The sequence below is a fragment of the Paenibacillus campi genome, from assembly GCF_034659835.1.
GTDB lineage: Bacteria > Bacillota > Bacilli > Paenibacillales > Paenibacillaceae > Saccharibacillus > Saccharibacillus campi.
This window is the reverse complement of record NZ_JAXSQZ010000005.1, coordinates 119,448-133,922: the sequence shown is the minus strand read 5'-3', so window position 1 is coordinate 133,922 and position 14,475 is coordinate 119,448. Positions and strand designations below refer to the sequence as shown.

Annotated in this window: 11 protein-coding genes and 1 CRISPR repeat array; of the genes, 7 read left to right on the top strand and 4 right to left on the bottom strand. The window is 46.1% G+C overall.

Features of this window, described 5'->3' with window-relative positions:
- Positions 1-56: 56 nt before the first annotated feature.
- Entirely contained in the window at positions 57-1,958 is a 1,902-nt protein-coding gene (gene htpG, locus U1I11_RS13765) for a molecular chaperone HtpG (RefSeq protein WP_322906701.1), read from the bottom strand.
- 365 nt (positions 1,959-2,323) lie between these two features.
- On the opposite strand from htpG, the gene U1I11_RS13760 reads away from it, so the two are divergent.
- Positions 2,324-3,376 (top strand): BtrH N-terminal domain-containing protein, encoded by a 1,053-nt coding sequence (locus U1I11_RS13760; protein ID WP_322906700.1) that lies wholly within the window; start codon positions 2,324-2,326, stop codon positions 3,374-3,376.
- Positions 3,377-3,419: 43 nt separating this feature from the next.
- On the opposite strand, the gene U1I11_RS13755 is transcribed toward U1I11_RS13760, so the two are convergent.
- The gene (locus U1I11_RS13755; protein ID WP_322906699.1) at positions 3,420-4,295 is read right to left on the bottom strand and encodes an aminoglycoside 6-adenylyltransferase; all 876 of its coding nucleotides are present in this window, start codon (positions 4,293-4,295) and stop codon (positions 3,420-3,422) included.
- A 302-nt stretch (positions 4,296-4,597) separates the two neighbouring features.
- Between U1I11_RS13755 and U1I11_RS13750 the strand changes: the two genes are divergently transcribed.
- From U1I11_RS13750 to U1I11_RS13725, 6 genes are all read left to right on the top strand, one after another.
- Complete coding sequence (locus U1I11_RS13750) at positions 4,598-4,834, top strand: hypothetical protein (RefSeq protein ID WP_322906698.1); 237 nt, start codon at positions 4,598-4,600, stop codon at positions 4,832-4,834.
- Between the two features lie 293 nt (positions 4,835-5,127).
- Complete coding sequence (locus U1I11_RS13745; protein WP_322906894.1) at positions 5,128-5,661, top strand: DoxX family protein; 534 nt, start codon at positions 5,128-5,130, stop codon at positions 5,659-5,661.
- Between the two features lie 630 nt (positions 5,662-6,291).
- Entirely contained in the window at positions 6,292-7,491 is a 1,200-nt protein-coding gene (locus tag U1I11_RS13740) for a M20 metallopeptidase family protein (protein ID WP_322906697.1), read from the top strand.
- 691 nt (positions 7,492-8,182) lie between these two features.
- Positions 8,183-8,545 (top strand): YtxH domain-containing protein, encoded by a 363-nt coding sequence (locus U1I11_RS13735; protein WP_322906696.1) that lies wholly within the window; start codon positions 8,183-8,185, stop codon positions 8,543-8,545.
- Positions 8,546-9,294: 749 nt separating this feature from the next.
- Positions 9,295-10,887, top strand: coding sequence for a pectate lyase family protein (locus U1I11_RS13730; RefSeq protein WP_322906695.1), 1,593 nt, complete (start codon positions 9,295-9,297; stop codon positions 10,885-10,887).
- Positions 10,888-11,111: 224 nt separating this feature from the next.
- Positions 11,112-11,810 (top strand): Na-translocating system protein MpsC family protein, encoded by a 699-nt coding sequence (locus U1I11_RS13725; protein WP_322906694.1) that lies wholly within the window; start codon positions 11,112-11,114, stop codon positions 11,808-11,810.
- 381 nt (positions 11,811-12,191) lie between these two features.
- Positions 12,192-13,036: direct repeats of the CRISPR family, unit length 32 nt; unit sequence GTCGCTCTCCGTGCGAGGGCGTGGATTGAAAT.
- Positions 13,037-13,235: 199 nt separating this feature from the next.
- On the opposite strand, the gene U1I11_RS13720 is transcribed toward U1I11_RS13725, so the two are convergent.
- Together U1I11_RS13720 and U1I11_RS13715 are read right to left on the bottom strand one after the other, a co-directional pair.
- Complete coding sequence (locus tag U1I11_RS13720) at positions 13,236-13,559, bottom strand: AzlD domain-containing protein (RefSeq protein WP_322906693.1); 324 nt, start codon at positions 13,557-13,559, stop codon at positions 13,236-13,238.
- Positions 13,556-14,290 (bottom strand): AzlC family ABC transporter permease, encoded by a 735-nt coding sequence (locus tag U1I11_RS13715; protein ID WP_322906692.1) that lies wholly within the window; start codon positions 14,288-14,290, stop codon positions 13,556-13,558. Before U1I11_RS13715 ends, U1I11_RS13720 begins: the two co-directional genes overlap by 4 nt.
- Positions 14,291-14,475: the final 185 nt, after the last annotated feature.

The following is a 14,475-nucleotide window of genomic DNA, read 5'->3' as shown; positions in this document are numbered from 1 at the left end:
AAGCCAGATATCAACTCATGATATCTGGCTTTTTATGTTATGAATAAGTTATCTCGTTACACCATCACTTTACAAATATCATTCGTAAACTCAACCGGGTCTTGAATTGGCAAGCCTTCGATCAGCAGTGCTTGATTGTACAGCAGATTTGTGTACAGACCGAGCTTTTCCTGGTCGGCTTCATACGCCTTTTTCAGCGACTGGAACACATCATGGGTAATGTTAATTTCCAGTACTTTCTCGGCTTTTACATCTTGGCTGTTTGGCATCATTTGCAATATTTTTTCCATCTCGATCGATAGCTCGCCCTCCGATGTGAGGCAGACCGGATGGGATTTAAGGCGTTTCGATGCACGCACGTCTTTGACTTTGCCGCCAAGTACATCTTTCATCGCTGCAAACAGCTCTTTGCTTTCATCTTCCTCTGCCTGTGCCGCTTCGTCTTTCTCGTCCGGCTCAATGCCGAGATCGCCGCTGGATACGGATTTAAATTGTTTGTCTTTATACGTGCTAATAATTTTGATCGCAAACTCGTCGATATCATCGGTCAAATACAAAATCTCGTACCCTTTGTCCGCTACCATTTCCGTTTGTGGCAGCTTTTCGATCCGCTCGATCGAATCGCCGGCTGCATAGTAAATATACTTTTGATCTTCCGGCATACGGGATACGTATTCATCCAGTGTGACCAGCTTTTTCTCTTTGGAGGAGTGGAACATAAGCAGGTCTTGCAAATCGTCTTTGTGCATACCATAGTCATTGTACACACCGAACTTTAATTGACGTCCGAACGATTGATAAAACTTCTCGTAGCCCTCGCGCTCGTCTTTGATCATGCTTTGCAGCTGGGATTTGATTTTGTTTTTGATGTTTTTGGCGATCAGTTTAAGCTGACGATCATGTTGTAACAGCTCACGCGAAATGTTGAGCGACAGGTCTTCGGAATCGACCATCCCTTTAACAAAGCTAAAATAGTCCGGCAGCAGATCGCCGCATTTGTCCATAATTAGCACGCCGTTAGAATACAGTTCCAATCCTTTTTCGTATTCTTTGGTGTAATAGTCGAACGGTGTATTTTCCGGAATAAACAAGATCGCATTATATACAACCGCACCGTCAGCGCTAATATGCACATGCTTAAGCGGTTTGTCGAAGCCATACCGTTTTTCCTGATAAAAATTGTTGTAATCTTCGTCGGTCAGCTCGCTTTTGTTTTTGCGCCAGATCGGGATCATGCTGTTGATCGTCTGTTCTTCGGTATATTCGACATATTCCGGCTGTTTGTCTTCGGCATCGTCGCCTTCTTTGTCGACTGGACGACTGTTCGTAATGTCCATTTTGATCGGGTAACGGATAAAGTCGGAATATTTTTTGACGATCGCACGCAAACGATACGTTTCCAAATACTCATCGTATTGATCGTCCTCGGTATTTTGTTTAATTTTCAAAATAATGTCCGTGCCGACCGTGTCTTTGTCCGCCGGTTCGATCGTATATCCGTCGACGCCTACGGAATGCCATTTGTACGCTTGCTCGCTGCCGAGCGCACGCGTAATGACTGTCACTTCATCGGCTACCATAAAAGCAGCGTAGAAACCGACACCGAATTGTCCGATAATATTGTGCCCGTCCTGTGCTTCATTTTCCTTCTTAAAGGCGAGCGAGCCGCTTTTGGCGATAACGCCGAGGTTATTTTCCAGCTCCTCGGACGTCATACCGATCCCAGTATCGGAAATGGTCAGCGTACGTGCCGCTTGATCCGGGGTAATTTTGATATAGTAGTCTTCTTTGTGGAATGTTAGCGCCTCATCGGTGAGCGCTTTGTAATAAATTTTGTCGATTGCGTCGCTCGCATTGGAAATCAGCTCACGCAAAAAAATCTCGCGATGGGTGTAAATGGAGTTAATCATCATTTCCAGCAGGCGCTTTGATTCAGCCTGAAATTGCTTTTTGGTCATGGTCGTATTGTTCCCCTCTCCATTAATGATTAATTACATGTCTGCACATGCAAACAATCGATCGTGCTAGCGATCATGCACACGGTACAGCAATTTAAATCTCTATTATATTAGCACTCTAAACGTTCGAGTGCTAAACCTATCTTTTATATATCATATTCCCATTTTCCATGTCAACGTCTGAACGGCTTTGTATCGTACCGCACACAACATATAAAATTAGATTATTTGTATATTTTTTACAAAAACCTTATTCTTTTCTCACTTACTCAACTACTATATACTGTTCTTAATGGTCAAATGCACAACCATTCAGCCGCACACCGGCACATTGCTGGCTCGGTATACAGAAGGAGTGAAAGGTCATGCCTCAATCGCACAGAATTCCGCTCAAACCATTGCAAGGCTTCGATTGGTCAAGTCTGACCGGCAATGTGGCAAGTGCTGCTGCGTATTTTAGCAGTGATTATATGTATGCCTTTGCCGATGCCTGGACGTTTTCCTATTTTACAGCTCATAAAAGCCAAGCAGTGCCGTCGCTTGGACAGGAAGCGGTACTGTACAATACATCGTATGAACGAATTTTAAAATGGAGCGGGCTAGGTTATCAGATGGAGCGTTACTTGCCTGCCGAAGAAGCGCTGGCGATGATTCGCATGGAGCTGGCTCAGGAGCGCCCGGTACTCGTCAAAGGCGATACATATTACTGTCCGTGGTTTCCGGCGAATTACGGTCGACTGCATCAGCCTCATTTTTATTTAATCACAGGGTATGATGATTTGACGAACGAGCTATTTTGTACAGATGTCGCTTATATGACGTATCATCGCGCTCAGTCGGTCAGCGACTTCAGTCTGGGCTTTGCCGGTGATCTATTAACGCTGTACCACAACCATGACCAGTATAACCGGCATGTACAGCCGCCTGATCTGTACGAATTGCTCACCCGCCGTGCGACGAACAATCTCGGGCGGGGCGAAGGCGCTTTTTCGATCTTTGATTCGATGCGCCAAATGGCAAATAACTTCACCGAGCTGGATCGTCTATCGTGCGAGCAGCAACTGCATAGCGGGTCAGATATGAATCCGCTCCATTTGGAACTGCTGTACATTATGCAAGCGAGAATGCAGTTTGTGCATCTGCTTCAGCAAAAGTGTGTACACAGCGATCCGTTTATCGAGCACATTATTGGCGCTTTTCATGAAACATTGCGGAGCTGGACATTGATTCGAACCGCTTATTTGCACAGCTTGGAGCCACGTATGCAGCGAGAGACAATTTTGCATAACATTACTGAACACATTCGGGCAACCGCCAATCTGGAACAATCGATTGCAGACAGCATTTTACACAACAATCGACTTGGGCAGATCGTTAATGATTACAAGCTTCGCGTCCGCCCACGCGCCGAGCAGTAATGTATAATCCCGAAAACTGCATGTAACTAGATTTTATCTTAATTTATTCATAAAGATGGCTGGCATCGGCAGGCAGATGATACACATGGGTCAAATGAGCACGAACGCGCTGTGCTTCTCCTTCATCGTACACATAACCGAGACGCTCAGCTAGCCAGCGTGCGCGTTCAGCAAACAGATCGCTCATCACAAATAGCGACTGCCAGATCGCTTCGGCATGCGCTGCCGGATACGTAGCGAACAACTGTGCACATATGGATTCATCCAGATAAAGCGGCAAATATTTGCCGCTTTTGCCTGTACTAATCTGGAATGCATGCTCGTATCCCGCCTCCCAGCATAACAGTTGCTCTAACATTGGACGCGCATACCGGTTCATCATATCAAGCGCATACAATAACTCCTGTCGCCATAATCCTTTGGCAATATACATTGATACCCACCAAAATTCATTACAGCAGCCGGTAAATGCAGCAGCTGTCGGTCGTTTAACCCGATAATCGGTATCGTCTGGCAAAGCAAGCTCAGGCAATACACCGTCTTTGTCCAGCAAAATAACAGTTAGACGATCCTCATCAATATATTCGCGCCAATGATCGATTCGCTGTAACCGTAAATCGATCCGATTGCCGTCTGCAAACTGCATCAAATACATAAACCGAACGAGCGACTCGCCTGCAAGCCGATTGCTCTCATCCGGCATTTGCATCATAATCCGTTCTCCAAACACGTCCACCCAACGATGCTCCTGTACAAATGGCTCCAATGTGTCCACCAAATACACTACATCATAGTCTTGAAATAGGTCTGCCCGTACGTGTGGATTCACCCGCGACCCGTTCATCGCTACCGCCCGAATATGTGGATTACGGTGAGCGACATCCATAATTAACTCCATCATCTGCTGCTGGCTGCGCATAGATAGCCTCCTTTTCAAGCTGGTCTAAACTTGCTTAATATCGATCGATATGCTGTATTGCTCTGTTTGCGCACGGTTTTGCACGCGTTCTAATCGGACGGCTTCCATCATACGCTTATACGCTGCTTCTGCATCCTATGTTGAGTTTACTGTCCAACTGTTCTATTCATAGCACAGCCGCAACGGGTAAACAAACAGCACGATGCTATATTAGGACATACACACAAACGCACAACAGATTGTCTGTGTCGGTTTGCGGCTACGTATGCAGTTCATTTTCATACCGTAAGGAGGCGAGTATCATGAAAGTACTGCGCAAATTCATTTTGGCATTTTTGCTGTCCAATGTGATCGGTCATTGGAGCTTTAAACAGATTGCCTTTTTGCAATATGATCTGACAGCAGGCTTACTTAGCACAGGCAATATTGTGCGCTATCTCGTTAATCTTGCTTGTTATATCGCTGTTGCCGTCTGGGTATATCGCATTTTGGAACGGTTGGAAGCGTGGTATGAACAGCGGAAGCAGCAAGATCGTTAACATCATATCGTTGCACTAATGTTTCATTTTCAACCATCTGCAAATTTAGTTATATTTTTAATGCAGATTGTGATTTTTGTCACATATAAAATTTTAGTTTTATTTTAATATAAGGTCATGGACGAGATGATCATTCCGAACTAAATAGATAGAAGCAGCCTAGACCAAACGGTATACGATCAATAGCGTGTTCCGTACACAATCTGCCGGAAACCGACCGTGATCGCTGCTACTGTCCACATGTTTACAACGAACAAAGCGATAAACCAATACATTATTTAAGGAGTGTATCCATAATGAACACTTGGCTTAGACAAAACAAAATGGCGATGTGGCTGTTAACCGTACTTCGTTTCTACGTTGGCTTGCAATGGATTCATGGCGGCTGGGGTAAACTGACTGGCGGCTTCGATGCGACCGGCTTCCTTACCAACGCCATCTCGCTGAGCAGCGGTGACAAACCTGTCGTCAAAGCGGCATGGGCAAGCTTTCTGGAACATGTTGCCCTCCCGAATGTTGGCTTGTTTAACATCCTCGTTCCGGTCGGTGAGTTTCTCGTCGGTCTCGGCTTGATCCTCGGTACGTTTACGACGATCGCCGCCTTGATGGGCATGGTCATGAACTTTGCGTTTCTGTTCTCGGGTACGATCAGCACAAACCCGTACTTGCTATTGCTCGAACTGTTTATCGTCGTTGCCGGCGCTAATGCGGGTCGGATCGGTCTCGATCACTGGGTGCTACCATATCTAAAAGCGACTGTATTCAAACGCCAACCCAAACATGGCGGAACACCAACCACGCCTGCGCCTGATCATAGAGCAGCTTGAGCCTATCGTATTGCATAAACATTTGAAGTGACTTTACTGCACAGTCGTTTCTGCCTGTTCCATCTTCTTTTCCAAATAACCTGTTTAATGCTTGTATCCAAAATGCACCTCTTAGCCATAAATGTTGGCATAAACTTCTAGTTTATCCGCTAACATGCGAAGGGGTGTATTTTATTTGAAGCGAGCAGAGAACAGGTAATTTTAATTGATACTTTTTCTAGCATATTTATGCTAATTTCTGTCAATCGTAGACATCTATGTTGAGGGCATGCGTGCAGTTTGCTACCCCTTTACTAAGGGGATGGATCGATAACGATAAAATACAGCGTACAGGCATGGTACCAGATGGGCAAAACATCAGCATTACATCAGGACGGATCATCCATACACTTATTTTCCTCCTCCTAAGTCTGCCTCAATATAGCGACTGCTCATTTATTTTAACTTATTATTTCTTGAAAATGTATATTTATTAAGAAAGTTGCAATATGATCTCTCATTCATAAATGTAAAATTTGACATATAAAATAGAGCGTGATAGTTTTAGAGTGAATTTCCTTTGTAAATTATGGAATTTATTTTATGATAATCTTATGAAACGTATATAACACGAATAATAGGAGGCTGCATATGAGAAATCAGTGGATAGACGAATTAAACGGAATTGAACAGGATATTGTCGGATGGCGCAGACATATGCACCAGTACCCTGAACTTTCATTTCAGGAAGTTAAAACCGCGCAATTTATCGCGGATACATTAACCGGATTCGGCTACGAAGTGCGCACTGGTGTCGGTGAAGGCGGCGTAATCGCGGATTTAAAAGGGGCGCAACCCGGTCCAACGATCGCTTTTCGTGCCGATTTTGATGCATTGCCGATCCTTGAAGAAAATGATGTTCCGTATCGTTCGCAAAATGATGGCGTGATGCACGCCTGCGGACATGACGGACATACCGCCTCCTTACTCGGTGTAGCCCATGTGCTCAGTCGTCATGCCGATCAATTGCACGGTAATGTACGCTTTCTGTTCCAACATGCCGAGGAGAAAATTCCGGGCGGCGCCAAAGCGATGATCGAAGACGGTGCACTTGACGGTGTGGACGAAGTGTACGGTGCGCATTTGGCGAGCTATTTGCCGTACGGCATGATTGCGGTCGTTGCTGGTCCAGCGATGGCAGCAGCGGATGGGTTTTCAATCGTTATTCAAGGTAAAGGCGGGCATGGTGCGCGTCCAGATCAGACGATCGATTCGATTGTGGTCGGCAGCCAAGTCGTTGGCGCATTGCAAAATATCGTAGCACGCCGTGTAAACCCGCTCAAATCGGCAGTCGTAACAGTCGGTGTTTTCCAAGCAGGTTCCGCGTTTAACATTATCGCAGACACAGCGAAAATCGAAGGCACGGTACGCACATTCGATCCTGAAGTGCGCAAACAGATCGAAGCCGATATTCGTACGACACTGGAAGGCATTACCGCCGCTTCACGCGCTACTTTCTCGCTGGAATATACGAACGGCTATCCGGCTGTTGTGAATCCACCGGAACAAGCAGAACAAGTGCGTACGATCGTTTCCGATGTGCTCGGTGAAGATGCGCTGTTTGAAATCGAGCCAGCGATGGGTGCAGAAGACTTTGCTTATTATTTGGAAGCACGCCCAGGCAACTTCTTCTATGTCGGTTCGCAAAAAGATGAAGCTACCGCATTCGCACATCATCATCCACGCTTTGATATCGATGAGCGCGCATTGCTGAACACCGGACGCATTTTCCTCGGCATCGCCGCCGAAAAGCTGCTTAGCTCCAGTCCGGCTCCGGTTACGGCAGGATGATTTCCATAACCGCTTAGACGAAGGCATGATTGGAGGGGCGATGCTGCGCCGTTATACAGTGACAAATACAGTGACAAAATGATAAAGTTTGTTGTCAGCTTTAATATGACCTTGCTACGCTAGCTACTTAATAGCGATAAATAGTACAGCAGGATCGCTCCAACTAAAAAGCTCCCTATCACACATCGGTGACAGGGAGCTTTTTGCTGCAATGTTTGACCTGTATACGATATGACACGATCCCGCCAGCAGTGACTTCAGATGCTGTTACGGCATATGTACATCATATTGCACAAGCTAGCTATAGTCGTCTAGGGTAGCATGTTCCAGCTGGATGTTCATTTAAAATGCCTCCTGTTTATCATTTACGTTCTGTTGCGCTCTACTTAATTGTTGTGGCATAGCAGTTGCGTCTGCCTGCCTATGTTAGGTATGCTACGTATATCGCTTATTGTCCACGATTGCTGTAGCATCAAAACAGTACAGCTACCGGCTATGCTATGGCTGGCAGCTGTACTGTAGCCGATATGTATATGCTCATTCACAATACGTGTAAACGTCCATCATTGTACAATTTGTGCATACATATATGAATGCGTAGGCGCAGCGACCAATCGTGGGTAATACCATATAGATAACATGTTAGACATCGATCACGATCCTAATCTTATATTGAACGGAGATGATAGTAATGGAACAGAAAAATCTAATCTGTGGAATTATTGCCGGTGCATTGGTTGGTGCAGGCGCAGCGCTATTATTTGCACCAAAGTCCGGCGAAGATATGCGTTATACGTTAAAATCCGGAGCGAACAGTTCAGCGAGCAATCTGACCGACACGCTGAAGTCCAAAGGGCGCGAGCTGAAAACAAGCACCGAACAATTGGTCGAGCTTGCCAAAGAAATCACCCCAGTTGTCAAAGAAGCGATTGGCGTCGTACAGGAATGGAAAGGTATGCTAACCGATGCCAAAACTGAACTGACCGGCGAAGTGAACAAGCTGAAAAGTAGCTCGTCTGAGCCAACATTTACGAAAAAGCCAACGGCGATGTAATATCAACCGCAAATGGTCAATAGCGGATGACTGTCCGATATCTTCATAAATCTATTTATAATGTACGGTCGCCAGCGATCGTAATTCCGCTCGTGCTACTGCGATATTTTCATAATGGACACCAGTCATCTAGCAACGAATATTGATTGTGCAAACTACATCTTCGATTGACAAAGTAGCCCACTGTGCTAGCATGTGTACGCAAACTTGATCTGTTGAGGCATCAACTACTCCGGTACGTGATGCTCGCAACATACGAGTTCGCGTACACGTTCTCATGCGGTAGGGCTGCTTTTTGTTGTGCATAAGCTAACAATTTTGAAATTGTACAGCTTGTGGAAGCTATGCTCATTTGCTATATGATTTGTGTATAATTGACTTCGTTTTGTACAGCCGCCAAGCCTCATTGTTAGCGCCTCGTAATTATGTCCATCTATAATAATAGCGAAATAATCACCTCCAATATCGGCGCTTATTTTTGCAGCTTCATGTGAGTCAAAGTTTGCGTACGACTATGCTTTATAGCAAACGATCCGGCGTTTAAACAGCTTCTGATTTAGCAAAATAAAATTAAAAAATCCATATTCTCCTATACACTTCTGTAATCTTCTATACTTTGCAGTAATATCGGGTACAAAGACCTATGTAAGCGTTTTATTTATCGTGTTAGCTTGTACATGTAACAAACAATACCTTTACCACTTATTCAACTTGTTATCATCCATCAACAATCAAAGGGGAGATCAAGCATGAAGAAAAAGGGACTCAAACAAGCAACGGTTTTACTGCTTAGCGGAGCGATAATATGGGGCGGATGGTCAGCTATAGCAACATCGTCAACAGCGTCAGCTCAGCCTTCTCTTTCACATTTTGCAAACGTTAACATTTTTGCTTCTTGGCTTGCTGCCAATACGAAAACGGCGATGAATACGAATAACATAGCCAGCAGCAACAGCTCCCTCGCTTCTACTGCCGACAATGAACAGCTTGTTTCCGCTCAGTCAACGAGTACATACAGCGCCTACGATTTGACCGGCTTTTCTACCGGCAATACTGGAGGTGGCAATATCGATGAAACCGATGCCCGCTACAAAAAAGTATACACCGCCACCGATCTGGCACAGGCACTAAAAAAAGGCTCTGGCGTTAAAGTCATTGAAGTGATGAACGATCTGAATCTGGGCTGGAATGAATTGCCTACTGCGGCACAAACTTCGCCTTTTGCGGAGCATAACAAGCCATTGACACATCCTGTACTCAAACAAACCGGTGTGAGTAAGCTGACGATCGACAGCTTTAACGGTCTGACGATCTTTTCCAACAATGGCTCCACTATTAAACATGTCGGCATTACTGTCAAACGCAGCTCTAATCTGGTCATCCGCAATCTCGCATTTGACGAACTGTGGGAATGGGATGAAGCGACCAAAGGCGATTACGACAAAAACGATTGGGATTATTTGACGCTGGAGCAGAGCAACAAAGTGTGGATCGACCACTGCACATTTAACAAAGCATATGATGGCGTGGTTGATGTTAAAAAAGGCAGCAGTGGCGTCACGATCTCATGGTCTTCCTTCCGCAGCGATGACGGTAGCTCCAACAGCTGGGTCAGCCAGCAAGTGCAAGCGATGGAAGCCGACAAATCATCGTACCCGATGTACAATTATTTGCGCAGCAGTGCGGTCGGTCTAAGCGAACAGGACATTATTGCTATCGCTGGTGGACAAAAGAAAACCCATCTTGTCGGTGCCACCCAATTTGCTAGCGACAATGCCAACCTGGAAGTAACGCTGCATCATAATTACTATTACAACTCGCAAGACCGGATGCCTCGTCTGCGCGGCGGCAATGCACATGTTTACAATATTGTGATGGACGCTTCCGGGCTTGTTGCTGCCAAAGCAAAACTAACACCAGCGATGGATACGGCGATCAGCTCCAAAGGCTATCATTTCACCGTAACGAGCAATGGTGCAATTTCCACCGAAGGCGGAGCTTTACTGGTCGAAAAATCGTATATTATCGGCGTCGCCTCACCGATCCGCAACAATCAGACCGATCCGAGCAATAGTAAATATACCGGCAAAATCCGTGCGGTCGATACGATCTACACCGCTAACGGCAACACTTTCCGTGGCGATAGTGATGCGGCAAACAGCCCATTGGCACCTTATCCGGCAACCGCATTAGCATTCTCTTGGAACGGCTTTAGCAGCCTGCCCTACAGTTATCAAACAGATGATCCGACTACGCTCGTTAGCCGTTTACAAGCATCGGACGGCGCTGGTGCAGGCAAGCTGGGCTGGAGCAAAACAAACTGGTTGCTCACGCAATACTAATCATGTAGCGCTAGCGCTATCATTATGACTCGAAAACCCTCGCCCGCTTTACAGCTGCGAGGGTCTTTCGATATATTTATATGTATGTACAACGATTTGTTTGCAATGGAGTTGAAATTCAAACAATTTGCTTATTGAATCACTTAACAGCGATTACATAAGGTCAGCTTGTGGTTAATATTAATCATACTTTTATTATTTACTGCTGCAAAGGAGAATTTGCCGTGTCTCATACTGCCAATCTGGAAGCTGTCATTCAACAAATCGGTCTACTAGGTCAAAGTCAGTTCGGCAAATCCCCGGAATCGGTCACTATTCGCGCTAATGAGCATAGTGTGGTCATTTTTCTGAATGAATTGATTGATCCGGACGATGAGCGACTGCCTGATGATCCTGATGAGCGATATACGCATGTATACATTTTGCTCGACCAATTTGTATTTCCGGCGATTCGTAGAAAAATCGAATCGGCTGCCGGTCAGAAGATCATCCACCATTTTATCGATTGGAAAGAAGAAGTGAATTGCGCCTGCATTGCGATTATGTTTGAACTTGCGCCGGATCGCAAAAAAGAAGATTTATACACCGGCAAAGCCGAACTACACATACGGGTAAGTCAGATTACCGAGGATGTCCAAAAATCGCCTGCCGAGATCGAATCTTACTGGATCGATTCCACTACACTAGTCGTCATTCGCAAAGGTTTATTAATCAGTCTGGAAAAACGTATTATTAAAAAAGGCTTTAACAACGCATTACGTGTATCCAAGCGCGAACTGGAACTGGATCGCTTTATACACGACTTGCCTGTACGCGCCATCCTCGGCAAAACGCTTGAGCAAGCCTTTCTCGATTGGGATTTTGCCAATGATATTAGTTTGATGGTACTTACGTTTCCAGCGGACAAACGGGGAGCGGAATGAGTCGTAGTCAGCGCTCTGAACATTAACAACAAACAGCCTGTCCGTCGCTCCCGCTAAATAGTTGCAGGGGATGAGGGACAGGCTGTTTGTTTGCAGTAAGTGTAGTTACAATTTGGGCTTATATAGCTTATGATGCTATCTGTTCGTGTCTGTTAAAGCTGTGTAGGTATACACGCTGTTTTAACATGAAAATGGATGTTACAGCATAAACGAGCGCGAACCCCAAGCTCACATAAAATCCCTAGGAGGTTCGCGCTCCTTGCCCTGTAAGGGATTTCGGCGTTTTTGTTGTTTTTTGTACCCTTTTCAGCTATTCTAAAAAGGGGGTTCGCGCTTTTGGGCGTTGGATGCCTTGCTAGGCAAGGGCTGAAAGAGCCTGCGGTCGCTCTCCGTGCGAGGGCGTGGATTGAAATTGATGCATACTACTCTAAGCGATCCAACTCGTAACGGTCGCTCTCCGTGCGAGGGCGTGGATTGAAATGCTTTGCGCGGCTCAGACAGTAACCGCTCCCCGATAAGTCGCTCTCCGTGCGAGGGCGTGGATTGAAATTGATGATTTTTATTATATTTGCCCTCGCCTGGGGGTCGCTCTCCGTGCGAGGGCGTGGATTGAAATGGTTACCGTCAAGTTTTTCGGATACGCCAGCATTTCGTCGCTCTCCGTGCGAGGGCGTGGATTGAAATAGCACGTGTCACCGGCTGATCTGGGCGAAACGATTGAGTCGCTCTCCGTGCGAGGGCGTGGATTGAAATGGATGAGGATCAGGAGCAACTGGAAGAATTTATCGATGTCGCTCTCCGTGCGAGGGCGTGGATTGAAATTGCCAGTTTGCAACATCTTTGATTTGGTTGATTGCGTCGCTCTCCGTGCGAGGGCGTGGATTGAAATACCTTCTGGATCGCCGCGATACCCTGGCGCTATGAGTCGCTCTCCGTGCGAGGGCGTGGATTGAAATATACTCGGCGTAGATGAGGGCAAAGCAAAAGTAGTCGTCGCTCTCCGTGCGAGGGCGTGGATTGAAATTTCTAGCGTCCAGACGACATCCTCATCCAGCACCTTGTCGCTCTCCGTGCGAGGGCGTGGATTGAAATGTAATCCGTCAAACCAGCCTCTTTGAGGGCGATGTAGGTCGCTCTCCGTGCGAGGGCGTGGATTGAAATACTAGACAATTTTAGTATTAGATTATATAAATCGTCGCTCTCCGTGCGAGGACGTAGATTGAAATCACTTACCTGTTTACTTCCTTTAAGGTAACCCGCGTCACTCCCCATGCAAGAGCATAGACTAAAATAAACAGACACACACCCAAAAAGGCTTCTTTCTCAAGAAGCCTTTTTTCATTCCAATCTATCCCTACCCACTCATTCCCTCTCTACTACTATTAGCACAATCAAAACTCCATCCAACTACACCCCACCGACATCTCACCACCAAAACCTCACCACCGCCATACAAACTACCCCAACCACAACCGTAAGCGACAAACTCCGCGTCTTCAGCGCCACCAACAGCGTCGGCACCAACACAATTACCGCTGGCCATTCAATATGCAGCGTACTCCCCTGCTTATCCAGCATACTTTCCACCACGAGCGCCGTAAAAATACAAACCGGAATATACGACAACCATTTCATTACCGGCTGCGGCAGCACCATGTTACGTACGACAAAAAACGGAATGACACGTGGAATCATCGTCACGAGTGCACAGCCAACAATAATGAGCAATATCGTCCCATTCACTGTCATCGCTCCGTCACCACCCCAATCGTAGCTACAATGACCGTTGCCACAATAATCGCCAACTGTGTCGATACGAACAACGACAGCACAACCATCGCGATGACCATATACGCCATCAGCTTCACATAATGCTTCAGCTTATTCGGCACTATATTGCCAAGTTGCAGCACCAGCAGTGCAATAAACATAGCTGTAAGCGCATAGTCCAGCCCGAACATCTGTGGATCAGCGATCCAGTTACCGAACAATGTACCTAATGTGCAGGAGATGATCCAGACGATATAAGCGGTCACATTCAAACCGTGCATCCAGCGATTGCTAAGCGTTTTGCCGGACGCAAGACGCGTTGCCGCCACGCCGAACGATTCGTCGGTTACGAGCAATCCAATGCCGATATTGTTCAGCAGCGAATATTTGCCAAAATGCGGTGCCAATGTTGCACTAAGCAGGAAATTACGCAAATTCACAATAAATGTCGTCAAAATAATTGCCGAGATCGGCGTATGCACAGCCAGCAATGCGCAAATGATAAACTGCGCTGCTCCCGCATATACCAACGTTGACATTAACGCCATTTCCAGCACGCTCATGCCTGAAGCTGCGCCCACTACACCGGATGCCAAACCGATACCAATGTAACCGAGCAATGTCGGTATGCAATCTTTTACCCCTTCCGCAAATGTAGGTACATGTACGGATCGTACTTCTTTGGCGCATTCCATCTGGTGAGTCAACATTGGATTTCCTCCTTTATTTTACCGTCCCTGCGTCCTCTATCTGTTTAATATCGATCCAGGTAGCGAGCGGGACGGAAAGCACTGTACGCACCATATGCTGAACTTGACGAAAATAACTACATCGACGTCTACACAACAGGGATGGATATGCTACAATGAATATAATTTTAATATAGTATACAAAT